The 26,479-nt window shown below is 59.6% G+C and carries 25 protein-coding genes and 1 tRNA gene; 17 read left to right on the top strand and 9 right to left on the bottom strand.

Going from position 1 to position 26,479, the window contains the following annotated elements; translation table 11 throughout:
- Window positions 1-185: 185 nt before the first annotated feature.
- The 5 genes from QZ383_RS03440 to QZ383_RS03420 form a co-directional block, all read right to left on the bottom strand.
- A complete protein-coding gene (locus QZ383_RS03440) occupies window positions 186-1,667 on the bottom strand; it encodes an aldehyde dehydrogenase family protein (protein ID WP_291443053.1) in 1,482 nt (493 codons plus the stop codon).
- A 339-nt stretch (window positions 1,668-2,006) separates the two neighbouring features.
- Entirely contained in the window at window positions 2,007-2,795 is a 789-nt protein-coding gene (gene cobM, locus QZ383_RS03435; RefSeq protein WP_291443051.1) for a precorrin-4 C(11)-methyltransferase, read from the bottom strand.
- Window positions 2,796-2,799: 4 nt separating this feature from the next.
- Complete coding sequence (gene cbiE / locus QZ383_RS03430; RefSeq protein WP_291443049.1) at window positions 2,800-4,686, bottom strand: precorrin-6y C5,15-methyltransferase (decarboxylating) subunit CbiE; 1,887 nt, start codon at window positions 4,684-4,686, stop codon at window positions 2,800-2,802.
- A complete protein-coding gene (cbiD, locus tag QZ383_RS03425) occupies window positions 4,683-5,987 on the bottom strand; it encodes a cobalt-precorrin-5B (C(1))-methyltransferase CbiD (protein WP_291443047.1) in 1,305 nt (434 codons plus the stop codon). The genes cbiE and cbiD overlap by 4 nt, the downstream gene beginning before the upstream one ends.
- Before the next feature lie 3 nt (window positions 5,988-5,990).
- Window positions 5,991-6,929, bottom strand: coding sequence for a hypothetical protein (locus QZ383_RS03420; protein ID WP_291443045.1), 939 nt, complete (start codon window positions 6,927-6,929; stop codon window positions 5,991-5,993).
- Window positions 6,930-7,244: 315 nt separating this feature from the next.
- Between QZ383_RS03420 and QZ383_RS03415 the strand changes: the two genes are divergently transcribed.
- A complete protein-coding gene (locus QZ383_RS03415) occupies window positions 7,245-8,240 on the top strand; it encodes an OmpA family protein (RefSeq protein ID WP_291443043.1) in 996 nt (331 codons plus the stop codon).
- An 83-nt stretch (window positions 8,241-8,323) separates the two neighbouring features.
- Window positions 8,324-8,905, top strand: coding sequence for a translation initiation factor 2 (locus QZ383_RS03410; protein WP_291443041.1), 582 nt, complete (start codon window positions 8,324-8,326; stop codon window positions 8,903-8,905).
- 288 nt (window positions 8,906-9,193) lie between these two features.
- On the opposite strand, the gene thrB is transcribed toward QZ383_RS03410, so the two are convergent.
- The gene (gene thrB, locus QZ383_RS03405; RefSeq protein WP_022657769.1) at window positions 9,194-9,757 is read right to left on the bottom strand and encodes a homoserine kinase; all 564 of its coding nucleotides are present in this window, start codon (window positions 9,755-9,757) and stop codon (window positions 9,194-9,196) included.
- Window positions 9,758-10,008: 251 nt separating this feature from the next.
- Here thrB and QZ383_RS03400 point away from each other — a divergent pair, with 251 nt between their 5' ends.
- The 12 genes from QZ383_RS03400 to QZ383_RS03345 all read left to right on the top strand — a co-directional run bounded on the left by QZ383_RS03400 (window position 10,009) and on the right by QZ383_RS03345 (window position 21,556).
- The gene (locus QZ383_RS03400) at window positions 10,009-10,653 is read left to right on the top strand and encodes a hypothetical protein (protein WP_291443039.1); all 645 of its coding nucleotides are present in this window, start codon (window positions 10,009-10,011) and stop codon (window positions 10,651-10,653) included.
- Between the two features lie 387 nt (window positions 10,654-11,040).
- Window positions 11,041-11,175 (top strand): 50S ribosomal protein L34, encoded by a 135-nt coding sequence (gene rpmH / locus QZ383_RS03395; protein WP_022657771.1) that lies wholly within the window; start codon window positions 11,041-11,043, stop codon window positions 11,173-11,175.
- Between the two features lie 35 nt (window positions 11,176-11,210).
- Complete coding sequence (gene rnpA / locus QZ383_RS03390) at window positions 11,211-11,603, top strand: ribonuclease P protein component (protein WP_022657772.1); 393 nt, start codon at window positions 11,211-11,213, stop codon at window positions 11,601-11,603.
- Window positions 11,600-11,863 (top strand): membrane protein insertion efficiency factor YidD, encoded by a 264-nt coding sequence (yidD, locus tag QZ383_RS03385; RefSeq protein WP_136400527.1) that lies wholly within the window; start codon window positions 11,600-11,602, stop codon window positions 11,861-11,863. Before rnpA ends, yidD begins: the two co-directional genes overlap by 4 nt.
- A gap of 8 nt (window positions 11,864-11,871) precedes the next feature.
- Window positions 11,872-13,509, top strand: coding sequence for a membrane protein insertase YidC (yidC, locus tag QZ383_RS03380; protein WP_291443035.1), 1,638 nt, complete (start codon window positions 11,872-11,874; stop codon window positions 13,507-13,509).
- A 40-nt stretch (window positions 13,510-13,549) separates the two neighbouring features.
- The gene (locus QZ383_RS03375) at window positions 13,550-15,016 is read left to right on the top strand and encodes a protein jag (protein ID WP_291443033.1); all 1,467 of its coding nucleotides are present in this window, start codon (window positions 13,550-13,552) and stop codon (window positions 15,014-15,016) included.
- 158 nt (window positions 15,017-15,174) lie between these two features.
- Complete coding sequence (mnmE, locus tag QZ383_RS03370; protein WP_291443031.1) at window positions 15,175-16,599, top strand: tRNA uridine-5-carboxymethylaminomethyl(34) synthesis GTPase MnmE; 1,425 nt, start codon at window positions 15,175-15,177, stop codon at window positions 16,597-16,599.
- A gap of 3 nt (window positions 16,600-16,602) precedes the next feature.
- A complete protein-coding gene (locus QZ383_RS03365; protein ID WP_291443029.1) occupies window positions 16,603-17,262 on the top strand; it encodes a 3'-5' exonuclease in 660 nt (219 codons plus the stop codon).
- Complete coding sequence (locus tag QZ383_RS03360; RefSeq protein WP_291443026.1) at window positions 17,259-18,458, top strand: GAK system CofD-like protein; 1,200 nt, start codon at window positions 17,259-17,261, stop codon at window positions 18,456-18,458. The genes QZ383_RS03365 and QZ383_RS03360 overlap by 4 nt, the downstream gene beginning before the upstream one ends.
- A complete protein-coding gene (locus tag QZ383_RS03355) occupies window positions 18,455-19,561 on the top strand; it encodes a pseudouridine synthase (protein ID WP_291443025.1) in 1,107 nt (368 codons plus the stop codon). Before QZ383_RS03360 ends, QZ383_RS03355 begins: the two co-directional genes overlap by 4 nt.
- Window positions 19,562-19,929: 368 nt before the next feature.
- Entirely contained in the window at window positions 19,930-20,559 is a 630-nt protein-coding gene (locus QZ383_RS03350; RefSeq protein WP_291443023.1) for a DUF47 family protein, read from the top strand.
- Window positions 20,552-21,556: an inorganic phosphate transporter gene (locus QZ383_RS03345; protein ID WP_291443022.1), complete on the top strand. Its 1,005-nt coding sequence runs from the start codon at window positions 20,552-20,554 to the stop codon at window positions 21,554-21,556. The genes QZ383_RS03350 and QZ383_RS03345 overlap by 8 nt, the downstream gene beginning before the upstream one ends.
- A gap of 408 nt (window positions 21,557-21,964) precedes the next feature.
- On the opposite strand, the gene QZ383_RS03340 is transcribed toward QZ383_RS03345, so the two are convergent.
- The 3 genes from QZ383_RS03340 to dut all read right to left on the bottom strand — a co-directional run bounded on the left by QZ383_RS03340 (window position 21,965) and on the right by dut (window position 24,061).
- Window positions 21,965-22,186, bottom strand: coding sequence for a TraR/DksA family transcriptional regulator (locus tag QZ383_RS03340; RefSeq protein ID WP_291334032.1), 222 nt, complete (start codon window positions 22,184-22,186; stop codon window positions 21,965-21,967).
- Window positions 22,187-22,316: 130 nt separating this feature from the next.
- Window positions 22,317-23,516, bottom strand: coding sequence for an aspartate aminotransferase family protein (locus QZ383_RS03335; RefSeq protein WP_291443020.1), 1,200 nt, complete (start codon window positions 23,514-23,516; stop codon window positions 22,317-22,319).
- Between the two features lie 74 nt (window positions 23,517-23,590).
- Entirely contained in the window at window positions 23,591-24,061 is a 471-nt protein-coding gene (gene dut / locus QZ383_RS03330) for a dUTP diphosphatase (RefSeq protein ID WP_291443675.1), read from the bottom strand.
- A 296-nt stretch (window positions 24,062-24,357) separates the two neighbouring features.
- Between dut and QZ383_RS03325 the strand changes: the two genes are divergently transcribed.
- From QZ383_RS03325 to QZ383_RS03315, 3 genes are all read left to right on the top strand, one after another.
- Window positions 24,358-24,624, top strand: a complete 267-nt coding sequence (locus QZ383_RS03325; protein WP_240823739.1) for a CD3324 family protein — start codon at window positions 24,358-24,360, stop codon at window positions 24,622-24,624.
- Between the two features lie 173 nt (window positions 24,625-24,797).
- A complete protein-coding gene (gene trmFO, locus QZ383_RS03320; RefSeq protein WP_291443017.1) occupies window positions 24,798-26,165 on the top strand; it encodes a methylenetetrahydrofolate--tRNA-(uracil(54)-C(5))-methyltransferase (FADH(2)-oxidizing) TrmFO in 1,368 nt (455 codons plus the stop codon).
- 185 nt (window positions 26,166-26,350) lie between these two features.
- Window positions 26,351-26,427, top strand: a tRNA-Val gene (locus QZ383_RS03315).
- Window positions 26,428-26,479: the final 52 nt, after the last annotated feature.

Raw genomic sequence — 26,479 nt, 5'->3', positions numbered from 1 at the left:
CGGGGGCGTGGGGCCTCTGCCTCTCGCGGTTTGTGCGCTGCAAATATCTTTAGTCAGCGATGTCCCGCCTCTCGTGCTGCCGTGCAGCGGCAGCCCCTCCTCACTACGTAGTGAAAACGGCCCCTTCCGGGGCCGTTCTGATACGTCGGCAACCGCCCAGAGCGTTCGCCGCATGTGCGCGGATGCTAGGGATAGAATCCTGTAGGCTTTTCCGAGAGGTTGATGAGGATGTTTTTCTGCTGGGTGTAGTGCTCAAGAATGACCTTGTGCGTTTCACGCCCGATGCCCGATTCCTTGTGCCCGCCAAAAGGCGCACCCGCCGGAATGCTGTTGTAGGTGTTCACCCACATGCGGCCTGTTTCAATGGCGCGGCTTATGCGCATGGCCCTGTTGATGTCGCGTGTCCAGACCGCGCCGCCCAGGCCGTAGGGGCTGTCGTTGCCCATGGCCACAACCTCCTCTTCCGTCCTGAACTTGATGATGACGGCAACGGGGCCGAAGATTTCGTCCTGAGCCACACGCATGTTGTTGGTGACGTTGCCGAGCAAGGTCGGGCGCATGAAGCAGCCCTTGGCAAGCTCGCCATCCGTGATGCGCTCGCCGCCGCAAAGCACGGTGGCGCCTTCTGCTTTGGCCTGCTCAATGCAGAGCTGAATGGCCTTGAGATGCGATTCGTAAATCTGCGAACCCATCTGGGTTGCAGGATCCCACGGAAGGCCAACTTTGACGCGGTTGAAGCGTTCCACTGCTTCTGCCACAAACTGGTCGTAAATATCCTCATGCACAAAGACGCGCGACCCGGCGCAGCACACCTGCCCCTGATTGAACAGAATGCCCATTTGCAGGCCGTCCATGGCCAGATCCCACTGACAATCGGGAAAGTAGATGTTGGCCGATTTGCCGCCCAACTCAAGGGTGGAGGGGATGAGGCGCTTTGCCGCTGCAAGGCCCACCTGACGGCCAACTTCTGTTGACCCGGTGAAGGCAAGCTTGCGGAAGCCTGGGTGCTCGAGCATGAACTGGCCGGAGCGGGAGCCGCGCCCGGTGATGACGTTGAACACCCCCTTGGGCAGCACATCTGCAATGAGCCGCGCCAGTTCCAGAACGGAGAGCGATGTGTGGTTGGAAGGCTTGAACACGGTGCAGCACCCGGCGGCAAGCACGGGGGCCAGCTTCCAGGCTGCCATGAGGAAGGGAAAATTCCACGGCACAATCTGGCCCACAACGCCGATGGGTTCGCGGAACACCAGCGACATGGTGTTTTCGTCCAGCATGACCGCGGTGCCTTCATCGGCGCGCACCACCCCGGCAAAGTAGCGGAAGTGGTCGGCGGCAAAGGGAACGTCCACATTCATGGTTTCCCGGATAGGCTTGCCGTTGTCCAGGGTTTCCACCATGGCAAGGTGTTCTTTGTTGGCATCAATAATGTCTGCAATTTTCAGCAGCATATTGGCCCGTTCAATGGGGTCGATCTTTTTCCAGCTGTCCCATGCCTTGTTGGCAGCCGCCACTGCGGCGTCCACATCTTCCTTGGTGGCTTCGGCGCAGGTTGCCAGGCGTTCGCCATTGGCGGGGCAGAACGTTTCAAACGTGCCGCCGTCAGAGGCCTGCTTCCACTGGCCGTCGATGAATAGGGAGTACGAATCCTGAATGTCCGGTTTGTTCATGAATCACTCCTTTTTTTGAAACCATGATTGTCTAAAAGACAATAGGGGAGTTGTATGGATTGCAAATCCATATTTAGTGGTAGATTTTTGTTTGTGCTGACATGGCTTGATGCATATTGTGAAAAAAAATACAATTTAAAATTGTATTTATATGATCTTTCAACACTATAAAATCTGCTTGTTGCGTAGTAAATAAAGCAATGCTGGCTTATTTTGCAAACGTGTCACGCTAATATTGCGTATCAGGATGGCTTGTTCAAAAAAGATATGGGATTCAGGCAGGATGTGTGAAAACACCCTGCCTGAATCCCATATTAAAGGTGGTATGTCGGAATGAAATCAGCTTTTTGCTGCGCGATAACCGTGCGAAAAGTCGGCGGCGTACAGGCGTGAGGGCGCGCCCTCGCAGCTTTCTGCGGGCAGCACAAGAAAAACGGTCTGACGGGTGAGGTTGTGGCTGGTTATGCACTGGGCCAGTTCGCCCAGCGTGGTCCAGTGCAGTTGTTCCTCGGGCCAACTGACCATGTGGGCGCAAAAGATGTGTGTTTCGGGTGGCAGGCTGCGCAAGAGCTCGTCCTGAAGAGCCTGAGCCGATGCTGCGGAGAGGTACACGGCCATGGAGGCCCCATGCTGCGCCAGCAGGTGCAGATGCTCACGCGCCGGTACCGGAGTGCGGCCTTCAAGGCGGCTGATAATGAGGCTCTGGGTTACTTCCGGCACGGTAAAGGTAATGCCCGCCGCAGCCGCAGCCGCACAGGCGGCGGTAACGCCCGGCACCACACGCCAGGGGATGCCATCCGCATCCAGCAGGGCGGCCTGCTCGCGCAACGCACCGTACAGGGATGGGTCGCCCGTATGCACACGGGCCACGGAGCGGCCCGCCAGTGCGGTTGCCCGCACCAGCGTATGGCACTGCTCAAGATTCAGCGGGGCGGAATCCACAACCATGGCGTTGGGCGCGGCACAGGCCACCACCTCGCGCGGCACCAGCGAACCTGCATAGAGCACGAGGGCGGCCTGTTCAATGGCTTTGCGCCCCTTGATGGTCATGAGGTCCGGGTCGCCTGGCCCTGCGCCCACAAATGTAACGATGCCGGGCGTGGCCCCGGTGTGCTGTGAGCTGTCCATGCTGCTACCTGCCTTCGGGCTGTGCGCCGGACTGAATGGGAGCAGGCGCAGGTTTTTGGGCGGCAAGCAGAAACACGGGGTTCATGGCCGCCAAATGAACATCGCCGCCAAGGCTTTTGCCCTCAGATGCGCTGATTTGCAGAATTTCCACAGGCCAGCCCATGTCTTCAAAAAAGCGGCGGCACAGACTGAAACTGTCCAGAAGCACACAACTGACCACTACGCGGCCCCCCACGGGCAGGCGCAGGCATACGTGCCCCAAAATGTCATCGCCGTCATCGCCGGAAAGACCGCCGCCGATAAACACGCGTTGGGGATCCGGCAGGCCGGGCAGACATTCTGGGGCTTGCCCGAGGCGTACTTCCACATTGGCCGCGCCAAAGCGGCGGCGGTTTTCCTGAATGCCCATGGCGCGCCCGGCGGAGCGTTCCACCGCGATCACGCGGCCCTCGTGCGCCAGGACGGAAGCTTCAAGAGCCACAGCGCCCGAGCCGGAACCGAGATCCCACACCACGTGCCCTGCTTCAATGCGCAGTAGCGCCAGAGCGGCGGCGCGTACAGGTTTTTTGCTTATGAGGCCCCGGTCAACCGCAAGCTGGTCGGCGTCAAGCCCAAGGTGCGGACGGCGGGCCGGAGCCATGGGTATCAGCACCATTGTGCAGGCCGGGCCAAATTCGCGCCCGGCGGCATCGGCCATGCTCAGGTGGCTGACGCATTCATCGGCAGCGCCCATGCGCTCAAAAATATGGGCATCAAACCAGTCCACCCCACGGTCGAGCAGATGGCGGGCGAGCACATCGGGCGACATGCGCGCATCAGTCAGGATGCAGAGTGGCGCGTTTTTGCCGCAGGCCACGTTGAGAGGGCGCAAATCGTCGCGTCCGTGCAGAGAGAGGCAGATAACCTTATGCCATGGCAGGGACAGGCGCGCACAAGCCTGCTGCAGAGAACTAACAGCGGGCAGCAGGCGCACGGCATCCGGCCCCATGCGGCGCACAAGGGTCGCGCCGATGCCAAAGAGCAGTGGGTCGCCGTCTGCCAGCACAAGCACGCGCTCCCCTGCGGCCCGCAGCTGGCTGAGCCTGGTGAGCAGCGGTTCCAGCGGCGTGGTCAGGGGCAGCAGCCGCGCCTTGAGGGTAGAGGCTGCTGCTGGAGCAACGTTCTGATCGCCTGCTGTCTGGTCATGCGCGGGCTGGCTTTCTGTGGAATGTCCGCCTGCGGCACACGTTGTTGCCCCGATTAAGGTGCTGCTGGATTCCAGACTGCTGCTGGAAAATTCCTCCAGCAGCATGCGTCCGGCGCAGATCACGTCGGCTTGTTCCGCCAGTTGACGCTGGGCTTCGGCCAGACCTGCCAGACCTCGCGGGCGTGCGCAGTCGAGGCCCATGACCGTGATGGGTTCCGGCGCGACAGTCGTTGGCTCAAAAACAAAAAATGACTGCAACATTTCCGACATGGGCGGCCAGTCGTCCTGCTCGGATGTGCCCGCGATGGCGGGGTTGGCGGGCGTAGCGGCGGGGGGGGCGGTAAGGGCAGGCGCGCTCTCGGCCTCTGGTGCGGCCTGTATGGTATTGGCGGCAAGTGTGTTTGCAGCTGCTGTTGCAGTGGAATCGGCTGGCAACTCCGTGGGCGTTGCAGGGGCGGCATCAATGGATGTGGGAGCGGCGAGTTCTGCAAAGGCGCAGATATTTGGGGCCGCCGCCGTGTCGTCATCAGCGGGAAATTCCGGCAATTCGGCAGCATGTTCATCTGGATGCTCGCCGGGAGTCTCCAGCGGGCCAGCGGCAAGGGCCTCGGCCAGAACGGCGTTGGTTGTGTCATCGTCCCGAGTCTGGGTATCGGGCGTATGGGTTGGCACGGCAAAGCCGGGCAATGAGACCTGTTGTTTCATAACGCCAATAATTCCCTGCCGTCAGTGTGAAAAAGGTGCAAGCTCACGGGGCGGCCTGCAAAAAGTTGCGCTGTGCGTGCCGCCTGCTGCGCCACCCGCTTGATGGTCTCTGCGCCCGCATTGTCTGCCAGCAGCAGTTCCAGTGCGTGAGCCGCTGTGACGCACCGGATAATGGCATCCGTGCAGGCAGCGCCAGCTTCGCTGGCAAGCTGCGCAAGGGCCTGCATGTCCAGCGTGGAATCCTTGGCATGAGTGTACGCATGCCCTTGGGCCAGCTTGACCAGTTTACCAAAAAAACAGCCCCAGATAATCCGTTCAAACTGCATGCCCCCCACAGCTTGCAGGGAGAACTGCGCAAAATCCGCCACCTGTACAAAGCATCGCTCCGGCAGGTCGGGATAGCGCTCCATAAGCAGCCGTTCAGAGCGCCTTCCCGTGGTCAGGCATGCGCAATGGCAGCCTGTGGCGCGGGCCACGGCAAGCCCTTGCTCGATGGTGGCCTTCCACGCATCGTGGCTGAAAGGACGCACCGTGCCCTGGGTTCCCAATATGGAAATGCCGCCTTCAATGCCCAATCGGGGGTTGAAGGTCTTGTGCGCCAGCCGTGCGCCATCTGGCACGCTGATAAATACCGTCAGTTGTGTGCGGCTCTGGCGGGCAGCGGCGTATTCCTGCTCCTGCGCTTGCAGAGCGTGGGTTATTTGGTGGCGCGGCACCGGGTTGATAGCAGCCTGACCAATAGGTACAGGCAAACCGGGCAAAGTGACGCGCCCCACCCCCGGCCCTCCCTTTATAATGATGTGGTCGGGGTATGCAACTGCCGTGGCGGGGGATACACCCTCTGCGTCATGGGCGGGTGCCTGCCGTGCGGCATCCTCGCCCTGATTTGTAGGGAGATGCATGGGGGGCAGCATGCTCTCCACCACTGTGGCCGTTACGCGCGCGCCAGAGGTGGCGTCAGGGTCATCGCCTCCGTCCTTGATTATGCTGGCGTGGGCAATGGCGATGATATCCGGTGGAGGCGGATCGGCCAGCCCGCTTGCGGCGTCAGTTTCGGCAGCGCCCCATGCCGCATCCAACTCTGGCGCGGGGCCTGTGGCGCAGTTTTCAATGTTCAGGTGCAGCCAGCCCCGAGGCTCAGGCAGAGCATCGCCGTTCTTGTCTTGACCAGCGTCAAAAGGGGGCAGGGGTACCGGGATTGCAACTGGTGCCGTGCCTGTGCGCAACAGTTGCAGTGCGGCCAGCGCTGCCCCTGTGGCGGCGCTGCCGGTAGTGAACCCTTCCCGAAGCTTTTCGGTCATGCGTCAGCTCAGATTGGGCGACAAACTGGATGCCAACGTTTGGGACAAGCCGGTGTGGGCGTCTGGATCGGGCAGCCAGACCTTGCCACGGGCCACAAGCGACACCGGGCCGTCTATGCCAGCCATATCAAGGCCGCCTTCAGCAAAGAGCCGCACGTCCAGGGCCGAGCCGCCGGGCTGCATGATGGAAAAAGAGCGGCGCGTGCCAGCTCGCGCAAGGCACAGGGCCAAGGCCAAGGCTCCGGAACCGCATGCATTTTCGAGGAATGTTGTTCCGGCATCGCGCACATGTACAAGGGGCAGCATATCCAGCAGGCCCTGACATTCGCGCCACCAGATGACACCTGCGGCAGGTTCGGCCTCAAGGCCGTGCTGCTGGCGTAGCTGTGCGGCCACGGCATGGCAGTCATCGGGCAGGGGGTGCGTTGCCCCGCCAAGCAGCAGATGGCAGATGCCCGGCAGGCGAACCAGATACGCGCCTTTTTCTATAGTAGTAATGGAATATTCAGGAAGGCGCAGCAGTGCCTCCACCTGCCAGAGAGGGGCGGAGCCTCGGGTGCGCAGGCGTACAGGAGTCTGCCAGCTGGAAACCTGTATTTCATCAAGGCGGGCAGGATGTTCTGCAGAGGTTGCAGTTTCGTTCTTTTGTTCACTGCGAGGGGCGATTCCGTCCAGCATGCCCTGTTCCGGGCCTGAATATTGGGCAGTGTATGCCAGCAAGGCTCCTACTGCACGGCTGGCATTGACGCAAAATTCACCGCCCGCCATACGCAGCTTATGCTGGGGCAGGTTTACAAAACCCGCCTGTTCGCCCCCAAGCATGGAAGAATCCAGCGCCAAAGACGCCAGACGCGCCTGTTCTGCCGGGCGCTGGCCAGTGTCGGGAAAAAGCAGGGTGGTGTTGCCCCCGGGGCTCCATTTGGAAAAAGTCAGTGCAGGCATGGGAAATCCTTGGTTCTTGGCAAAGTATGCCTCAGCCCCGGCGGGCTGTCCAGCGCTGGCGGCAGAGCGGGGTCAGCCGCCGGATTTTTGCTGACAAAGGGAAATAATCGGATGTACGTTGCAGCTGGACTGTGATGAAAAAGCGAAAGAGTGTTTCCTATTTACAACTTGCGGTTTTTCCTAAACGCGGGTATGTGAAAGGCAGTTGCCGTCTCCAAGGCCTATGGCTGTGAGTGAGCCGGTAACGTGGCGGGCACACCGCGATTTACTGTTGTTGACGGTAATCGACGACACTAACAACGTTTGGGAGGCAGTATGAAATCGTTTCGTCTTCTTGCTCTTGCGGCCGCTCTTGTTCTGAGCTACGCCGTGGCCGCTGCGGCCGCTCCGGCTTGTAACAAGAAAATTGAGAGCTTCGACTTCGTAGTGGACTATTCTGGTTCCATGATGATGAAGAACGACAAGCTGAAGCAGGACAAGATTCTTGTGGCCAAAAATGTGCTCACGCGCATTAACGCCGCTATCCCCGCTCTGAGCTACAATGGTGGCTTGCATACCCTTTCGCCCAACGGCGCCATCATTGCCCAGGGTCCTTGGGATCGCGCCGCCATGGCCGCTGGCCTCAAGAAGCTGAGCAGCAACTTCGATATTTTTGGCCGCATGACCAGCATGGGCAACGGCCTGCAGGCGTATGAACCCTTCATCTCCAGCATGAAGCGCGACGCCGCCCTGATCCTCGTGACCGACGGCGACAACAACCGCGGTACCGACCTCGTGCAGGTTGTGAGCCAGATGTACGCCAGCCAGCGTAACCTGGTTGTGCATGTGATCTCCCTGGCCGACACCCCCAACGGTGAAGCCACCATCAAAAAGATTGGTGCCCTGAACTCCAACGCCGTTGTGGTGCGTGGTGAAGAACTGGCCACCAGCGATGCCGCTGTTGAACGCTTTGTGCTTTCCGTGTTCTGCAAGGACGAAGACGTCATCGTGCTGCGCGGCGTGCACTTCGCTTTCAATTCCTATGCTCTTGACGGCAAGGCCATGGGCATCCTGAACGAAGCCGCCACCCTGATCAAGAACAACCCCAACAAGCGCGTTGTTCTCTCCGGCTGGACCGACTTTGTGGGTTCCGATGCTTACAACATGAAGCTTTCGCAGGAACGCGCCAGCTCCGTGAAGAACTACCTCGTGAAGCAGGGCATCCCCTCCAGCCGCATGACCGCCATTGGCCGCGGCAAGTCCTTCAAGTATGACAACAAGACCGACGAAGGTCGCGCCATGAACCGGCGCACCGAAGTGTCCTTCGAGTAATCTCGGAGCGTCTTCGCGTCAGTCGAATTAAAGCAAAAGCCGGGTGGTGTATGCCGCCCGGCTTTTTATGAGGTGCATGGCACATGCGTAAGATTCTGGCACTCATTCTCACGTTGGGGTTGACCACTGGCGGTTGCGCCTGGTTTGGCGGCTCTTCTTCCACTGATGAAGAAATAAAGCCCGCTCAGCCGCAGGAACAGACTGCAGCCCCTGAACCGGCCCCGGCCCCTGTGGCTCCTGCCAAGGACGCCAAGGGCAAGAAGGGTAAAACCAAGGCCGAAAAAACGGCTGAAGTTAAACCCGTTGCCACCAAAAAAGGCGCGAAGACCGAAGCTCAGGTCGCCGCCGAGCTCACCATGGTGGGCAACAGGCTGGCTGCCCAGGCTGCCCGCACGGTGATGCCTTCCAAGTCGTCCAGGGAAGTGCGCCAGGATGGGAAGGATTACGTGGGGACCTACATTGATGTGGACTCTTCCAACGTGACCACTGAATTGCGCCCCAGCCCCACCGGCCAGTACGTCGGCTTTATCCGGTATCAGGAAAGGGTGATGGATTGCCGTGGCAAGACCCGTCAGGAAGCTATGTCTACTGCTTCTTGCGAACAGGTCAAGGCACGCAACATCAACGAACTGATCCGTTTTGACGGTTCGACCTGGCAGTATTAGTAAAAGTAGTAACGCCGCTCTGGTTGTTCGCTGCCTGGTGCCGCGTTCTGCCGGAGCGGATGTTCCACGCTCGGTGAGTTACCGTTCGTGAAGAGATTTCAGCGGGGTTTCGGCCCCGCTTTTGCTTTTTCTGGCGTGGGCAAGCAAGTGAACGGCGGTGCCCATGGCGCAGACAGAGTAGCACCCGTGTCCGGCCTTATATTGCAGATGAACCGGTTAGCCCTTGGCAATGCAATTGGAGCATGAGGGCTGCGTTGCCCTTGTCTGGGGTGGGGGGGAAAAGCCAGATCAGGCGGCATCGCCTTTCAAAAAGCCCTCCGGCAGATGATCGCGAATCCAGCGCGCGCACTGGGCCGGATTTTTACCCTCGGCGGGGCAGCGCAAGGTTGCATAATATGTGTACAGGGCCTTGCGTTCGTTAAAGATATCCTCGAGCTTCTCGCCGGGATTCATGGCGATGCCGCGTTCAGGATTGCGGGCGATGCGTTCTTCAATCAGATGAAAGGGCACATCAATATAGACGACAGGCCCAAGCGCAGCCAGATGCCGCATGGCCGCATCGCGGTAGATGACGCTGCCGCCTGTGGCTATGACAGTTCGGTTGGCCTTGATGGCGCAGATTACCTTGCCTTCGGTATCCAGAAAAGCTGCCTTGCCCAAGGTGTCGGTAATGTCTTGCAGACGTGCGCCGTAGGCTGCTTCAATCAGGTGGTCGCTATCAACAAAAGCCCATCCCAGCTCCTGTGCCAGGGCTGAACCCACGGTGGATTTACCCGCACCTGCCATGCCTATAAGGGTTATACAGGGGGCTGGCATCGCTGGGGCTGCTGTTAAATCCGGCTTGCTGGACATGCGGACTCCTGAATGGCTTGAATGAAAACGCATGGCCTCAATGCTGTCATGCGCGGGCATACGGAATTTCTGAAAGTAAATCGGTTAGTGGGAATGTGCCCAAGCCCGCGCTGCCTGTCAACGCCGGGCATTGCCGGCGGTGGCTGATGGTGCGCAGGCGTTCTGCATTCTCTCCCGTACAGAGGTCTCCTTTTCCCGAAGGCTAAAGTTTTTTTGCTCCAAGGCCGATAAGCGGAGTAGAGGTAAGTTTTATGCGCAAGTCAGTTGGAATGCTATTGCTTGCTTTTTGGGCGTGTTCCCTTTGCCGCGTTCCCGTTGCGGCTGCCGTTGAGGCCGTTCCCCTGCCGCCTCAGGTTCCTGCTCACACGGCCTCCGGGGCCACCAATCTTACCGATGTGTGGCTGCACAGCGGAGGCGGGCGGCTGTATTGGAACACTCTGGTAACGCCCCGTCAGATTGCTCTGGAAGGGGCGCGGTTTGTGGATCCTGCGGCTGTGCCGGAGTTGTCCATGACTCCTCAGGCGGACAAAAAAACGCCGGTGCGCCAGGCAAGGCGCAAGGTCAAGGTCTCAAAGCCCGCCCCGCAATCCGCCACATCCCCGGTGCCCAAGGGGGTGGGCAAAACATCCCTTCAGGCGCCTGTCAGCAGCAGTGCCATCCCGCCCATGAACAACCCTGCCCAAGCACAGGGCAAGTCTGGCTCGCCTGCCGCAAGTGCGGCCAAAGCGGCCAATTCTGCGCCTGCGTCAAGCTCCGCGCCCATGCCATATTCATCGGCGGCAGCATCGTCTGTGGGCAGCATTGGCGGTGCTGGCAGCGGGGCTATGCCAGATGTGCCTGCCCCTCCTGCATTTTCAGCGGATGATGTGCTGCCGAGGGCCAATGCCAGGCCTTAACCCCATAAGACAGAAGGTAGCCTGGCTCGCGCTGCCTGCGCGTGTGATCCATGTTTTCCACACAAGCCGCCAGTGCCGGTTTGAAGTATCCGCTTAAAAAAAATGTGCGCGCGCTGCGGTCAGATTTTTTTTGAGCGCGGCGCGTTTACTCTTGCGGCATAATTGCAACAGGGGCATTATAGTCGCGCGTCGTATAGGGAATCTGGCGCTTGACGGAGACCTTGCTGGCGTGTATGTAGCTTGTTCCATATATTTTAACGCCAGGGCAACGCTGCCCTTCTGCGCTTAAAAGCCGGGGGGTAGCCCCAAAACCGCTCAGGCCCGGCGTGCCGCATCGCCCCGGTGGTCGGCCCAAGGCCCTGCCGGAAATTTTTTAAGGAGTCTGCCATGAAAAGAACATATCAGCCGAGCAAAATCAGAAGGGCCCGCACTCACGGGTTCCGCACCCGCATGGCCACCCCCAGCGGGCGCGCCATCATCCGCCGTCGCCGCGCCAAGGGCCGTAAGGTTCTGAGCGCCTAGCGGGCGGGCTTGCCCCGTTCTACATGGGTATTCCCATGAATCAGAATGGTCTGCCGCAGCACCTGCGGATACGCCGAAGGGCGGAATTCGTAGCGTGCTATGAGCGGGGCAGGCGTCTGCATACCGAGCATTTCCTTGTTTTTGTGCTGTCGGGCAATAGTCCCGGTCTAGCTGCGCGCACTGGCATGGCTGTTTCCCGCAAGGTAGGCAATGCTGTTGTGCGCAATCGCGTCAAAAGGCTGCTGAGGGAATTTTATCGCCTGCACCGCAGCGATTTGCCCAAGGAAGCTGACATCGTTACCGTTGCTAAAAAGCATGCCGGAGAGGCTGCGCTGGATTTGGCCAGCGTAGCCGCCGAGCTTTTGCCGCTGATGCGGCGCGTGGTTCGGCGAGAGCCGGGCCGTCCGGCATTGGATGGGCTGCCATGAGTCATTTGCTGCGTAATCTGTGCATATTACCCATACGCGTTTACCAGCTTTGCATCTCGCCAGTGCTTCCCCCCGCCTGTCGGTTTTATCCCACCTGTTCCGCCTATGCCGCAGAGGCCATCATGACCCACGGCATATTCCGGGGCGGCTGGCTTGCGCTCAAGCGTCTTGCCCGCTGCCATCCCTGGGGCGGTTCAGGCTATGATCCTGTTCCACCACCAAGACGTCCCCGTGACGTCCCGCCACTGTCCCAGGAGTGAACGCCCTCATGCAAGACGGAAAAAATCTGATCATCGCCATCCTTTTGTGCCTCGTCGTTATTGTGGGCTGGAGTTACGTGTCCGAGTATATGGGCTGGGTCCGCAAGCCTGATCCGGCCATTGTTGCCCAGCAACAGCAGGCTGCACAGCAGCAGCAGGCACAGCAGGCCGTCGCAACCGCGCAACAGGCCATGCCCGTATTCACGCCCGCCCCGGGCCGCGACCTCACGGTCAACTCCCCCCTCTATGAAGCCGTTTTTCACACTGGCGGCGGCGCGCTGCGCTCCTTCAAGCTCAAGCAGTATCAGACTGGTCTTGCGGTAGATTCTCCGCTGGTCAACCTCGTTGACCCCACGACCGCCGCGGTTGCCCCTCTGGGCCTTGTGGTGAACAGCCAGCCTTCGTGGAGCACTGGTCAGTGGTCCGTGGAAGGCAATGAAAATGGTCTGAACATTGGTGCCGGACAGCAAGGCGTGCTGCGCTTTGACGGCGAAGTGGACAGCCTGCGCGTTATCCGCGAAATGACCTTCAGCTCCGATACCTATCTTATCCGCGAAAAAATCCGCGTGGTGAACACCACGGATCAGGCCCGCAGCGTTCGCGTCAGCTACACTGTGGCCGCCGATGCCAGCAATGCCGCTGGCGGCCGTTACGATGCCATGCGTCTTGCCTGGGACAACGATGGAAGCCTTGGCGAAGAATCTTCGCCCAAGACGCTTGAAACCACTGGCGCGCAGGTTGCTGGCAAGATTTACTGGGCTGGCACCATGAGCACCTACTTTCTTGCTGCGGTGCTGCCCGGCGACACGAGCAACGTGACCGTCAAGGGCCGCATGCAGCAGAACGTGTTTCGCGCCGCCATTGAAGAACCTGAAGTGATGCTCGGCCCCGGTCAGGAGCGCGAGCTTACGGTTTCTTACTGGGTTGGGCCCAAGGAACGCGCCAAGCTCGCCGCGGTTTCTGACCAGCTTGCCAAGAGTATTGACCTCGGTATGTTCCATGTGATCGCCAAGGGCTTGCTGTGGCTGCTTGAATTTTTCCAGAAGTACGTGAACAACTGGGGCGTGGCCATCATTTTGCTGACGGTTCTCATCAAGGCCCTGTTCTGGCCCCTTACGGCCAAGAGCTACGCCTCCATGGAAAAGATGAAGAAGCTTCAGCCGCACATGGTTGCTATCCGCGAGAAGCACAAGGACAACAAGGAGCTCATGAACAAGGAAGTCATGGCGCTCTACAAGACCTACGGGGTCAATCCGGCCAGCGGCTGTGTGCCCATTCTTATCCAGATGCCCGTGTTCTTTGGCCTGTATCAGGCCCTGCTCACGTCCATCGAGTTGCGCCACGCGCCCTTTATCACCTATCTGCCCGGCACCGACATCATTTGGCTGGCTGACCTTTCGGCCAAAGACCCGTTCTACATCACGCCCATCGTCATGGGCCTGACCATGTTTATCCAGCAGAAAATGAGCCCCCCGGCCACTGACCCCACCCAGCAGAAGATCATGATGTTCCTGCCGCTAATCTTCACCGCCATGTTCCTGAGCTTCCCCTCGGGCCTTGTGGTGTACTGGCTGGTCAATAACATCCTGTCCATTGCGCAGCAGAGGATGATGGCGAAGAAGTTCTCTACATCCGTAGCGAAGTAGGCCGCCCCGGCGGGTTCGCGTGACACAGCAAGGGGTTCGTATGGAAGGGTTTAAGGAATTCCAGGGAAAGGATCTCGACAGCGCCATAGAAGAAGCCTGCGGCTACTTCAATACAGCGCGCGAAAAGCTCGAGATTGAAATAGTGCAGGACGCCAAGTCCGGCATATTCGGCATCGTGGGGGCACGCAAGGCCAAGGTTCGGGCAAGGCGCGTGCAGCTGCGCGAAACAATGGAAAGCATTCTGGGCAGAAAGAATGGCGAGGGGGCTCCGGCCCCTGCGCCGTCTGCCGGGCAGACCGCAGCCGCGAGTGAGAGCTCCGGGGCTGTGGAGCAACGCAAAAACGGCGGCAACCGGCAGGAGCAAACACCTACGGTTTCACCTGAGTCTTCTGCCCAGGCAGCGCCCAAGGCTCCTGTGGCTCCCAGCGCTCCGGAAGTCCCGGCCGAAAAGGGGCGGGGAGATGGGCGCGATCGCCAGCAGGAGGCCCGTCCTCAGCGCAACCAACAAGACGATAGACGCAACCAGCAGGATGACAGGCGCAACCGGGGCCGCAACCGCAAGCCGCAGCCTCTGGACGCTTTTGAGAGTGAAGAAGAGCTGGACGCAGCCATTAATGGCAATGTGCTGGATAAACCCGCAGACCGGCCCGCAGACCGCCCCTTTGACCGCCGGGGCGAGCGTAACGGCAAGCCTGAGAGAAATGGCGGCAAACCCTCCGGCAGAAATCCCAGAAACGACCGGGGCCGCGACCGTACAGGCAGAAATGCCGAAGGCGGCGAGGGCGTGGAGGCGGGTAATCCCTCCGAGACTTCTGCGCGTGAAGCCAGAGGGCGGCGCAATGATTCCCGGCCTGACAATCGTTCAGACAACCGCTCCGACAACAGGGGCAACGGCAGGGCAGAGGCCCGTTCTGCCCAACGCGAGAATTACCGCCCAGAGCGCGCGCCGCGACCTGACGCGCCAGTTGAGGGGCTGGAAGATGATTTTGAAGCCGCAGGCGAGGGTTTGCCGGTTACTCCTCTGGAGCAGCTTGACGCCGCAAAGCTCGAAGCCCTTGTGGATGAAACCGTGCGCAAGCTCATCCGGCCCATTGCAGGGGACGGCGTGGGCATCACCGTCAAGATCGGCGGCGGCAGGGTTTATGTGGGCATTGATTGCGATGAAGACTCCGGCCTTCTGATTGGTCGTGAGGGGCAGACCCTGGCCGCCCTGCAATACATGATATCGCGCATTGTTTCGCGCGGCATGAATGCAGCCGTGCGGGTGCAGCTTGACGCCGGGGAATATCGCCGCCGTCAGGATGAAAAGCTGCGCGAGATGGCTCTGGCTCTTGCAGACAAGGTGCGCCAGAGCGGGCGCTCTTACTCCACAAGGCCGCTTTCTTCGTACCATCGGCGTATTGTGCACGTGTGCCTGCAAGAGGCCGTGGACGTGCAGACCCGTAGTACGGGCGATGGCCCGATGAAGCGCGTGGTCATCATGCGCAGAAAGGGAGAACGCGCCTAGCTTAAGCCTCTCTGGCAGATGCGCGCTTGGCGCGCTCATACCGCAAGCGGGGCCAGCAGGGTCTTGAAGGTGCTTGTTACGTTGCCGGAGAAACAGCCCGAATGGGCGCAGATCTCCGGCAACACGCGTTGGCGAAGCCGCCCAAACATAGGCAGAATATGGAAACAGCAGTGCAGACAGATCGCGACGACACCATCGCCGCCATTGCAACCCCTCCCGGTGCCGGAGGGATTGGCATCGTGCGCCTTTCTGGCCCTCGGGCCAAGGAAGTTCTTGCCCGTATGTTTCTGCCCCTTTCAGCACAGGTGGAAAATTTCCATCCCTGGCTTTTACACCGGGGCCGCGTGCTGGACTGGAACGGCGAGGCGCTGGATGATGCCCTGGCTGTTTTTATGCCTGGGCCGCGTACCTTTACTGGTGAAGACGTAGCCGAGATTCACAGCCACGGTGGCCCTTTTCTGGTGCAGGCAGTGCTTGAAAGCGCGCTGTGCCACGGGGCGCGGCAGGCTGAACGCGGCGAATTTTCGCGCCGCGCCTTTGTCAACGGACGTATGGATCTGAGCCAGGCAGAAGCTGTGGCCGAACTCATTGCGGCCCCCTCTCGCGAAGCTCTGCGCTATGGTCTCAACCGTCTGGAAGGCGTTCTTGGTCGGCGCACTGCCGAATTGCGCGAAGAACTGGAAATGCTGCGCGCCCAGATGTGCCTTGCCGTGGATTTTCCTGACGAAGAAGTTGAAGGGATGGAGCCAGCCGCGCTCTGTGAAGTTCTCGACAGGGTCATGCTGGCTGTGCGGCGGTTGCTGGCCGGGAGCAGACGGGCCCAAATCGTGCAACAGGGCGCTGTAGTTGTGCTGGCTGGCGCGGTGAATGCCGGCAAGTCCAGCCTTCTCAATGCGCTGCTAGGGCGCGAGCGCGCGCTTGTGACCGATATCCCCGGCACAACGCGTGATTTTCTGGAAGAAACATGCAATTTTGACGGTCTGCCCGTACGCCTGACAGATACTGCAGGCCTGCGACAGGCTGAAGAAACCGTCGAGCAGCTTGGCGTAACGCGCAGCCGCGAAAAAGTTTCTCAGGCTGATCTTGTTGTTCTTGTGCTTGATGGCGGCCTCCTGGGCGAGGAAGGTGCGGCGGCAGATGCCTGCCCGGACCCTGCGGCCAGCGAGGTTCTTGATTCTGTGGGCGACACGTCCCTGATCGTGGTGTGGAACAAATGTGACATTTGCATGCCAAAAGTGTTCCCTCCCCGCTGGATTGGTGCGCGAACCTGTTGCGCAGTGAGCGCACTTTCCGATACATATGTCGAAGAGCTTGCAACCATGTTGCGGTCTGTGCTGCTTGGGGGCGGCTCGGATACCGCGCCGGAAGACGGCCTTGCGCCCAACGCAAGGCAATCCATGGCGCTGGAAAAGGCTTTGAAAGAACTTGAAGGGCTGCGTGCTGATGTTGTTGCAGGGCAGCCTTACGATTGTTGCGCGGTCAGACTCGACATGGCCGCTGCTCATCTGGGGGAAGTGACCGGGCTTTCCAGCCCGGCTGAAGTGCTTAACAGCATATTTGCCCAATTCTGCATTGGTAAGTAACCTATGGATATGGACGTTTTGCGCCGCAGGCTGAGTTGCGAAGAAATCAACGCCATGCCCCTTTTTCATTACGAGGGGCCTGTGCAGGTTATTCGCACCCTTGAGGATTGGAAAAACGCGCTGCCGGATCTGCGATCCACAGACCTGCTGGGATTTGATACGGAAACACGGCCTTCCTTTCGCAAGGGACGCCGCAATTTCCCGGCTTTGATCCAGCTTGCCACGGCCAATGCCGTGTATCTGGTGCAGTTGGCCTTTTTGCCGTTCGGGCCACATGTGGTCGAAGTTCTGGCAAATCCCGATCAGGTCAAGGCTGGCGTGGGCATCCGCGACGATATGCGCGATCTTGGGCGCCTGCATGACTTTGAGCCAGCGGGGCTGGTGGATCTTGGCGGTGTGGCACGCGCGCACAAAATGCCCAGTCAGGGCTTGCGAACTCTTGCGGCCAATTTTTTTGGCTGGCGTATTTCAAAGGGCTCGCAGTGTTCAAACTGGAGCCTCATGGAACTGACCCCGCGTCAAATTGCCTACGCCGCCACAGATGCCTGGATCGGACGGCTGATTTTTTTGCGTATGTGCGAAATGGGGCTCATTCCCTCCTGTCGCAGCACCTGTGATGTTGCGCCGTGCAGCGATGCCCTAACAGCGGGGAGCGCCGTGTGAGCGAAAGTGCTTCGCTGTTCTGCTTTCCTCCGCTTGGTCCCAGACTGGTTTTTTTTACGGGCGGCACGGCTCTGCGCGATCTGAGCCGTGAACTGATCCACTACACCCACAATTCCGTTCATCTCGTCACGCCCTTTGATTCCGGCGGCAGCTCTGCGGCCCTGCGCCGCAGCTTTGCCATGCCAGCCGTGGGCGACATTCGCAACCGTCTGCTGGCACTGGCCGACAGCGCGGTTGTGCCCGCCTCGGTCATGGATTTCTGCGCCAGCAGGCTGCCGGAGCAGTCGGCCGAATGCAACGATCCGCACGAACTTCGCCAACAATTGCGCGCCATGGGCAACGGGGCGCATCCCGCATGGGCGGCAATGCCGTCGCTGTTTGCAGATGCCCTGCGCCTGCATCTCAATTTTTTTCTGCAACGCATGCCCGAAGATTTTGATCCCTTCCGCGCCTGTCTGGGGAATCTGATTCTGGCCGGGGGCTACCTGCACCACAAGCGGGTGTTTGGGCCGGTCTTGGCTTTTCTCAGTCGCTTGCTGCAAACGCGCGGCGTGGTACTGCCCATTGTGAGCGAAAGCCTGCATCTGGCGGCAGAGCTGGAAGACGGCTCCCTTGTGGTGGGCCAGCATCGCTTTAAAAATCTTAGCGGCGCTGTGCGGCGGCTGTTCCTCACGGTGCACGAGCCTGACCGGGGAGCCGAGCAGGCAGAAAAATTGCAAACGCCTTGCCGTCCGCCTCTGGCCCCGGCCTCGGTGGCCTATTTGCGGTCGGCTGCGGCCATTTGCTATCCCATGGGCAGCTTTTACACCAGCGTGCTTGCCAATTTGTTGCCACAGAATGTGGGGCGTGCCGTGGCTGCCGTTCAGTGCCCGAAAATTTTTATTCCCAATACCGGAACAGACGCCGAGCTACACGGCCTGACCGTGGCAGGGCAGACAGCCATGATTTTGCGGCATCTGCGCGAAGACGCCCCCGATGCCCCCACCGAGGCCCTGTTGCAGGCCGTGCTTGTTGATGCACGTAATGGCCGCTATGAGGGAGGGCTGGATGCTGGCGAACGTGACGCCCTCGCCCAACTGGGTGTGCGGCTGGTAGAAAAACATATGGTGTATGAAAATGATCCGCAGCGCCATGTGCCGGAATTAACCGCCAAAGCCCTGCTGGAGATTGTTCCCGGCAGTTCGGTGACCCTGTGAGCAATGAAACTCCCCCCGTATCCTGCGCCGAGGCGCAACAAGCGACTGAAAAACAGTTCGAAGCGTCCAATGCAGACATGGTCGGCCAGAGGCTGGACTATGCCCTGACCTTGCTGCTGCCGCAGATGGGCCTGCGAGGGCGCAAACGCAGCATTGAAAGTGGTCAGGTGCTCGTCAATGGGCGTTCCTGCACGGCGGCCCAACGTTTGCGCAGAGGGGATGTGGTTTCTTTGGCTGAGGTGCCGGACGCGGCGCAGCAAGCCCAGAGTGCCCTTGTTGAAGCGCCCACAACTGGCGCATACCCCACAGGTGCGAATATTGACACTTTGCCGCGTCTTTTGGAGCGGCAGGGCGAGTTCTGCTTTTTTTACAAGCCCGTGGGCCTGCACACTGCCGCTTTGACAGGCGGCAGAGGGCACAGCCTGGAGAGCATGCTGCCACAATTGCTGGCAGGGCAGGGCTGCACGGAGGCTGATCCCCAAGATGGCGGGGATATGAGTGCGACGGTTGTGGCCCCTCAGTTGATGCAACGCCTTGATTGCGGCACTTCTGGCATTGTGTGTGCGGCGCTTTCCCCGCAGGCGGCCAAGGCATTTCGCCTGGCCGAGGCTGCTGGCCACTGTGAAAAGCGGTATATTGCCCTCTTGGCCGGGCGGCTGGAAGATGATTTTACCGCGACCTTTGCCCTGCGCACTGACAAACGCTGCAAAAGCCGCGTGCTTGAACGCGAAGCAGGCTGCACGCGCTGGACGAAATTTACCCCCCTGCATTATTTTGAAGGGGATGACCTGCCGCAGCTGAACCTCACAAGGGATTCCCAATTTCACCGCGTTGGGCTGACACTGGCCGGGTGCCGCATCCGGCGTGGCGCGCGCCACCAAATCCGTGCGCATGCCGCCGCTGTGGGGCACCCCCTGTGGAACGATCCCCTCTACGCAGACAAAGATTCCGAAGCCGAAACTCAAACATCCCACGGCACGTTCTATCTGCACCACGGCTGCCTGCTGCTGCCGGGGGTAAGCTGCGTCATGCCCCCGCCCTGGTCTTTTTTGCCACACGCTGTCGCCCGGCAGGTTTTGGAGTGGCTGACATCTGCCAATTAACGTCTCCCGCAGGTTAAGTTTGCCTCCTTTCCATGCAGCAAATCGTTGCGCGAAGAGTCCTTCTGGATTATAGATTGTGCACTCAATCCAGTGCGTGATTTTCCCGCAAAAAGCCGCGTCAGCTGCGGGAATGCGCAAAAAAGTTGCCTCATAACATACCGCGATGATTTGAGTTCTTTTTTGTTCATTGAAAAGTTTAATTTGACGCCCTGTTTTCTCTTGGCACAAAGTTCTGCCCGGTATAAACGGAAGGGGTCAAACGGGTTGGCGAAGTGGTAACAGCTCGCCCCCGGAAGCTGCAGGCAGTGCCTGCGCAAACAGCTACCATTCGTGGCGCTCCGCGCTTGCAACCAGTTCAAGGAGAAAGGATGTTTCCTGCTCTACTGCCCAAATCCGCTCCGTTTTTTGCCATGCTCAACGAGCAGAATGATCTGCTGCGCCGCATGTCCGCCCTGTTGGTAAACATGCTGGAAGATGTTTCCAACATGGATCACGTGCACAAGGAAATCGCCTTTCTGGAAGAAGAGGCCGACCTGCTGCACAGCAAGATCATCCGGGCGCTTTCCCAGACGTTCATCACGCCCATTGACCGCGAGGACATCCTGCGCATCAACCAGGAACAGGAAGAGTGCATGGACTGCCTGCACAGCCTGAGCACGCGGCTACATATTTTTGAATTTGCCTCAATCCGTTTTCCCGCCTTGCAGATGGCGCGCACCATCAGCGCCATGCTTGATCTGACCTATGAGATGCTCGCTGGCCTCGCCAATCGGCGCGACTGTCACAAAACCCGTGTTTTCCGCGGCCTGCGTAGCGAATGCGACATGGTGCTGGCCGTGGGCCTGGCGGAACTGATGGACGAACATCAGGAACTGACCAGCAAGGCCCTCATGCGGGTGCTCAAGTGGAGTCAGGCCTATGAGCGCATGAACATCCTGCTTGAACAGGTAAATGCGCTGGCGGAAACCATTGAAGAAGCGGTGCTGAAAAATGTTTGATATCCCCGTGCTGCTGGCGCTCATTGTGCTGGTGGCCCTGGTGTTCGACTTCACCAATGGTGCGCACGACTGCGCCAACGCCATTGCCACCGTGGTTTCCACCAAGGTGGTGACGCCGCGTTTTGCGGTGGGCGCAGCGGCCCTGCTCAATCTGGGCGGGGCATTGCTTGGTACTGAAGTGGCAAAAACACTGGGAAGCGGCATTGTTTTGCCGCAGGTGGTGGAGGGCAGCCATGTGCTCGTGCTTGCCGCCCTGGTGGGAGCCATCACCTGGAACTGCATAACCTGGTATTTCGGCATCCCTTCATCGTCGTCTCACGCCCTGATTGGCGGGCTTATCGGCGCCGCCGTGGCAGATGCGGGCTTCAGCGCACTGAACGCCAAGGGCATCTGGGACAAGGTGCTGGTGCCCCTTGTGGCCTCGCCCCTGGCTGGCTACGCAATGGGTTTTTGCTGCATGTGGATCATTTACTGGATCTGTGGAAATATACACCGCCGTAAGGTCAATGCCTCGTTCCGGCGTCTGCAACTGCTGTCAGCCGCGCTTATGGCCACCAGTCACGGCCTCAACGATGCCCAGAAGACCATGGGCATAGTCACCCTGGCCCTGATGATTTTTGGCAAGATCGACACAGTGGAAGTGCCGCTGTGGGTCAAGTTTTCCTGCGCCGGGGCCATGGCTCTTGGCACCGCCGTTGGCGGCTGGAAAATTGTTAAGACAATGGGACACCGTATTTTCAAGCTGGAGCCGGTGCACGGCTTTGCTGCGGAAAGCTCCGCCGCTCTGGTCATCACCGGCGCATCCCTCATGGGTGCCCCGGTCAGCACCACGCACACCATATCTGCCTGCATTTTTGGTGTGGGGTCTTCCAAAAGGCTTTCAGCAGTGCGCTGGAATGTGGCCGCAAATCTGGTGACCGCATGGGTGCTCACCTTGCCCGCTGCGGCGGGCGTAGGGTTTGTTTCCTACTGGCTGCTGCATTTTATCTGGAATTGACAGACATTCGCGCAGTGCGCGGGCCTGGCGGCCCACCTTGCAAGAGAGACCATTCAAAAAACCTGTCCCCGCGATTTGCCGGGACAGGTTTTTTTGTTTCAGGGGGGATGCGTAGTGCCGTGGGTATCCATTTGTTTGCAAGATACAGCCAGTGAGCATCAAGTCCTGATCAGAACAGGAGTGACGGGGCATGTCGCAATGATGCGGAGATGGAGGGGCTTGCAGAGGGGGAGAAAATTGCGCGCAAATGGTGCAGTCACGCTGGCAGGGGCAGAAGCCGAGCGCAAACAATACGCGCTCGCCTGGTTGCGGGCGCGCTGCAGATGCATGTATCGCCGGGTGGGTGTGGAAGCCGCAAGGCCTGACTGCACACGCCAGCGGCTGGGCCGCAAGGGCAGCTTGGGCAGATTAGTCGCGGCTGCCTTCGCGTTCTTCCTGGCAGGCGCGACACAGACCAACGCCGGGCAGCGCTTCAAGGCGCTTGGCGGGGATGGGGTCGCCGCATTCACGGCAGCAGGCAACGCCATTGATCCATTCCGGGCCGCCGCGATCCACCGCGGCACGGGCCCGCATGAGGGCTGATTCGCGGTCAAGGCGCTCCAGCTCGGTAGCCTGGTCAAAAACGTCCATGATTACTCCTTGTGTAAAGCAAGCGGCAACCCCGCAGAGCGGGGTTGCCGTAATTTTTGCAGAATATTTTCAGGAAGCCCTATGTAGTGTACAATCGTGCTTCTGTAAAGACCCGGACAGGTCGATTTTTTTAAAAAGTCTTCAAAATGTCTTCAAGCGTGGTCACAAAGCTGTCCAGATCCGCCTGCTCAATGTTCAGGGGCGGCAGGAGGCGCAGGGTGACGCCGTGGCTCAGGTTGCATATGAAGCCCCGGCGCAGCAGTTCTTCCCACACATCCTTGCCGGGAACGGTCAGCTCAATGCCCAGCATGAGGCCAATGCCGCGCACTTCGCGGATTTTGCCGGGAACGCGCTGTTGCAGCGCTGCCAGCTGAGCCTTCATGTGCTCGCCCAACGTGCTGGCGCGGTCTGCCAGCTTGTCGCGCAGCATGATTTCAATCGTCTTGGTCGCCACAGCGGAAACAAGCGCGCCGCCGCCAAAGGTGGTGGCGTGGCTGCCCGCCTCAAAGCCCTGCGCAACTTCGTCCGTAGCCAGCATGGCGCCCATGGGCAGGCCGTTGGCGAGCGATTTGGCCATGCTGATGATGTCGGGCGTGAGGCCGCAGGTCTGGAAGGCCCAGAACTTGCCGGTACGGCACAGGCCCGCCTGCACTTCATCGCACATAAAGAGGATGTCGTGCTTGCGGCACAGCGCCTCAACACCGTGCAGATAGTCTGCGGGCAGGGGCACAATGCCGCCCTCGCCCTGCACAACTTCAACCAGCACTGCGGCGGTGGCGGGGGTGATGGCGGCTTCCATTGCTGCAAGGTCGTTGGCCGGAACCTGCTTGAAGCCTTCGGGCAGGGGCGTAAAGCCATTGCTCAGGCTCTCGCGCCCCGTGGCTGCCAGTGATCCCAGCGTGCGGCCATGAAAGCAGCCCTCAAGGGTGATGATTTCGTAGGCATCACGCTTTTTCACGCTGCGCATGTAGCGGCGAGCCAGTTTTATGCAGGCCTCGTTGGCTTCCGCGCCGGAATTGCAGAAAAAGGCCTTGCTGTGGTGGCTTGTAGAGAGCAGCAGCCGAGCCAGTTCAAGCTGTTCTTCCTGATAAAACAGGTTGCTCACGTGCCAGAGCTTGTGCGACTGGGCCTCAAGGGCGGCGCAGATTTCATCATTGCAGTGACCAAGGGCTGTTACGGCAATGCCCGCCAGCAGATCGACATATTCCTTGCCGTCCACGTCCCAGAGTCGCGCGCCCTTGCCTCGCACGATAGCCAGCGGGTAACGGCTGTAGGAACGGCAGAGCAGGCTCTCTTCCCCGGCTTTCACGGCGGCAAAGGCTTGTGACATGGACAAACTCCTTCTCGGTGAACGTATGAATGGTGGAATGGATGAAAGTCGCTGGCGGTTGCCAGCGCAGAGTATCAGCGCCCGGTGTGACCGAAACCGCCGGAACCGCGCTCTGTGGCAGACAGTTCCGTTACTTCACGCCATCGCGGTCGCACAAAGGGCTGAAAGATGAGCTGGGCCACGCGCTCGCCGTTCTGGATGCGGCGCTCCTGACCGGAGGTGTTCAGAAGGAACACCAGAATTTCCCCGGTATAGTCCGGGTCGATGATGCCGACGCCCTGGGCGACGGTGATGCCGTCGCGCGCGCCAAGGCCGCTGCGCGAGTAAACAAAACCGGCAATGCCAGCCGCGCGGGGCTGTACGCTGATGCCCGTGCAAACCTTGAGCCTGCCCCCGGCGGGAATAAGCGCTTCGGGCGTATCAAGGCAGGCGCGCAGATCCATACCTGCCGACTGGCTGGTGGCAGGAGCAAGAAAATCATCCTGCCCCTGAGCGTAGAGCTCACGCGCGCCGGGGCGCACAAACGCAATGTCCACGGGGGCCATGCCCTCGTGGAGGTCGTTTGCCTTTTCGGCGGCGTGCTGCTGTGCTTGGTCGTTGTGCATTGGTTGTTACTAGCGCAGCTTTTCGTTGGGGGCAAGAGCCGGATTGGGGCGCAACCCTGTTGACTTGGCATTTTGCTGTGTATACAGAAAAAGCATTATCAACACTCAACAGGATTATTGGATGTATACTTATCAGGATTCTGCCCGTTATGCATAGCAGGGGCTATTGCATAACAGCTTGATTGTTTAGGCAATAGCCCTTGCTCCGTCCTGACATTTCATCGGGAGGAAGCATCATGGGCTATAAAAAAGCGACTAAAGTTCTGCCGCAACACTTGTTGCGGGCCATACAGGAATATGTTGACGGGGAATATCTGTACATTCCCCGCAAGGAAGAAAACAGAAAACACTGGGGAGAAACCGCCCCCAACCGTGCCTTGCGTGTTGCCCGAAATAACGAGATGGCTGCCCGGCGCAAGGCGGGCTGGTCTGTTGCGCAACTGGCGGAACGGTATTTTCTTTCCGAAAAAGCGGTTTACAAAATTCTTGCGGCCTTGAACTGAGGCTAACAGAGCCTGCGGCTGGCCGGGATTGTGCCGGCTGCTATGGTCATCTCGCAGGAATGGTATTGTTTGTCTTCAGCGCCCTGACGTGTCGGGGCGCTTTTTGTTATGAACAAACGGGCGGGCTTGCCATCAGGCGGGATTTCTTTCAAGCTGCGCGGCAAGGAGACTATATGCAGATTATGTCCATAGCCGTGGTGGGCGGCGGCCTTGCCGGGTGCGAATGCGCCCTGCATCTGGCCCGCGCCGGTCACTCCGTAACCCTGTTTGAACAAAAGCCGGGCCACAGGTCGGCTGCCCATATCAGCGAGCATCTGGCTGAACTTGTATGCTCCAACTCCCTGCGGTCAGATGAACTCACATCCGGTGTGGGCCTGCTCAAGGCTGAAATGCGCGCCCTTGGCAGCGATTTTATGGAACTGGCCGATGCCCACCGCGTGCCCGCTGGCAAGGCTCTGGCCGTTGACCGCGAGGCTTTTGCCCGCGCCATGACAGAGCGCGTGGCGGCGCAGGCCAATATCACGCTTGTGGAACATCAGGTGGGATCGCTGGACGACCCGGTGCTCGCGCCCTTTACGGGCGAGGGCAGGGCAGTGGTTCTGGCTGCCGGGCCCATGGCCTCGGAGGGGCTTTCCGCCTCGCTCGCAGACGCCGTGGGCGCAAAACACTGCTATTTTTATGACGCCATCGCCCCCATTGTGTGGACGCACTCCCTTAATATGGACGTGGTGTTCCGCGCCTCCCGCTATGGGCAGGAAAACGGCGAGGCCGACGGCGAGGGGGACTATCTCAACTGCCCCATGAGCCGCGATGAATACGATGTTTTTTATGCGGCCCTGCTGGAAGCGCAAAAAGTCTCCGCCCACGAGTTTGAGCAGGAAAAACATTTTGAAGGCTGCATGCCCATAGAGGCACTGGCCGAGCGCGGCCCGCGCACCCTGACCTTTGGCCCCCTCAAACCCGTGGGGTTTGTGGACCCGCGCACAGGCCGCAGGCCCTGGGCCATTCTGCAACTGCGGGCAGAAAAGGCCAACAGCGAAACCTGCAACCTTGTGGGCTGCCAGACCAAGCTGACCCAGGGCGAGCAGGCGCGCGTGTTCCGGCTGGTGCCGGGCATGGAGAATGCGGAGTTTGCGCGCTTTGGCAGCATGCACCGCAATACCTATGTGAACGCGCCAGACGTGCTGGCCCCGGATTTGTCGTTGCGGGCGCGCCCCGGCGTGTATCTGGCGGGGCAGATCACAGGGGTGGAGGGATATGTGGAATCAGCCGCCAGCGGCCTGTGGCTCGCCCTGCTGCTCAATGCCCGCGCACGTGGCCTTGAATTGCCGCATCCGCCGGTTGAGAGCGCCCTCGGCGGGCTGCTCAATCATCTGCGCACTCCGGTAAAGCATTTTCAGCCCTCCAACGCGCACTTCGGCCTTGTGCCGGAACTGGGCGAAAGGGCGCGTAAAAAAGACCGCAAAGCCCTGTATTCCGCCCGCGCGCAGGAAACATTCAGCGAATGGCTCGTGGCGCAACGTGAGGCTGGCATTATTTAAGATGCTTGCAGAGGCCCGCGTTTTTTGTAATGGTATTTGATGCACGTGGTTGCAATGGTTTCTCCGGCTGCCCACACGCAGGCACATGGCGCATCTATCAGGGTTTCAGAGATAAATTGCGGCAATGTGTCAAAAAAGTGTTGACGGCGGCATGGGGAGTAGCTATATAACCGCTTGCCTCATGTAGGAGCGTAGCTCAGGTGGCTAGAGCACTTCCTTGACACGGAAGGGGTCAACAGTTCAAGTCTGTTCGTTCCTACCAAATGACTCTTCGGGGATAGTTCCCCTAAACGGCGGAAGGCCTTGGCCCCGCC

The sequence above is a fragment of the Desulfovibrio sp. genome (genome assembly GCF_019422935.1).
Taxonomy (GTDB): domain Bacteria; phylum Desulfobacterota; class Desulfovibrionia; order Desulfovibrionales; family Desulfovibrionaceae; genus Desulfovibrio.
This window is presented reverse-complemented; position numbering and strand designations above follow the sequence as displayed.

What these genes read in the sequence shown, in the direction of transcription:
- thrB (WP_022657769.1), bottom strand. Translation starts at nt 9,757, where the DNA reads ATGTCCAGCAAGCCGGATTTAACAGCAGCCCCAGCGATGCCAGCCCCC.
- QZ383_RS03420 (WP_291443045.1), bottom strand. Translation starts at nt 6,929, where the DNA reads ATGCCTGCACTGACTTTTTCCAAATGGAGCCCCGGGGGCAACACCACC.
- dut (WP_291443675.1), bottom strand. Translation starts at nt 24,061, where the DNA reads ATGGCCCCCGTGGACATTGCGTTTGTGCGCCCCGGCGCGCGTGAGCTC.
- QZ383_RS03350 (WP_291443023.1), top strand. Translation starts at nt 19,930, where the DNA reads ATGTTTCCTGCTCTACTGCCCAAATCCGCTCCGTTTTTTGCCATGCTC.
- cbiE (WP_291443049.1), bottom strand. Translation starts at nt 4,686, where the DNA reads ATGAAACAACAGGTCTCATTGCCCGGCTTTGCCGTGCCAACCCATACG.
- QZ383_RS03375 (WP_291443033.1), top strand. Translation starts at nt 13,550, where the DNA reads ATGGAAGGGTTTAAGGAATTCCAGGGAAAGGATCTCGACAGCGCCATA.
- yidD (WP_136400527.1), top strand. Translation starts at nt 11,600, where the DNA reads ATGAGTCATTTGCTGCGTAATCTGTGCATATTACCCATACGCGTTTAC.
- rnpA (WP_022657772.1), top strand. Translation starts at nt 11,211, where the DNA reads ATGAATCAGAATGGTCTGCCGCAGCACCTGCGGATACGCCGAAGGGCG.
- cbiD (WP_291443047.1), bottom strand. Translation starts at nt 5,987, where the DNA reads ATGACCGAAAAGCTTCGGGAAGGGTTCACTACCGGCAGCGCCGCCACA.
- QZ383_RS03340 (WP_291334032.1), bottom strand. Translation starts at nt 22,186, where the DNA reads ATGGACGTTTTTGACCAGGCTACCGAGCTGGAGCGCCTTGACCGCGAA.
- QZ383_RS03440 (WP_291443053.1), bottom strand. Translation starts at nt 1,667, where the DNA reads ATGAACAAACCGGACATTCAGGATTCGTACTCCCTATTCATCGACGGC.
- QZ383_RS03365 (WP_291443029.1), top strand. Translation starts at nt 16,603, where the DNA reads ATGGATATGGACGTTTTGCGCCGCAGGCTGAGTTGCGAAGAAATCAAC.
- mnmE (WP_291443031.1), top strand. Translation starts at nt 15,175, where the DNA reads ATGGAAACAGCAGTGCAGACAGATCGCGACGACACCATCGCCGCCATT.
- QZ383_RS03415 (WP_291443043.1), top strand. Translation starts at nt 7,245, where the DNA reads ATGAAATCGTTTCGTCTTCTTGCTCTTGCGGCCGCTCTTGTTCTGAGC.
- QZ383_RS03410 (WP_291443041.1), top strand. Translation starts at nt 8,324, where the DNA reads ATGCGTAAGATTCTGGCACTCATTCTCACGTTGGGGTTGACCACTGGC.
- rpmH (WP_022657771.1), top strand. Translation starts at nt 11,041, where the DNA reads ATGAAAAGAACATATCAGCCGAGCAAAATCAGAAGGGCCCGCACTCAC.
- QZ383_RS03345 (WP_291443022.1), top strand. Translation starts at nt 20,552, where the DNA reads ATGTTTGATATCCCCGTGCTGCTGGCGCTCATTGTGCTGGTGGCCCTG.
- QZ383_RS03335 (WP_291443020.1), bottom strand. Translation starts at nt 23,516, where the DNA reads ATGTCACAAGCCTTTGCCGCCGTGAAAGCCGGGGAAGAGAGCCTGCTC.
- QZ383_RS03400 (WP_291443039.1), top strand. Translation starts at nt 10,009, where the DNA reads ATGCGCAAGTCAGTTGGAATGCTATTGCTTGCTTTTTGGGCGTGTTCC.
- cobM (WP_291443051.1), bottom strand. Translation starts at nt 2,795, where the DNA reads ATGGACAGCTCACAGCACACCGGGGCCACGCCCGGCATCGTTACATTT.
- yidC (WP_291443035.1), top strand. Translation starts at nt 11,872, where the DNA reads ATGCAAGACGGAAAAAATCTGATCATCGCCATCCTTTTGTGCCTCGTC.
- QZ383_RS03325 (WP_240823739.1), top strand. Translation starts at nt 24,358, where the DNA reads ATGGGCTATAAAAAAGCGACTAAAGTTCTGCCGCAACACTTGTTGCGG.
- trmFO (WP_291443017.1), top strand. Translation starts at nt 24,798, where the DNA reads ATGCAGATTATGTCCATAGCCGTGGTGGGCGGCGGCCTTGCCGGGTGC.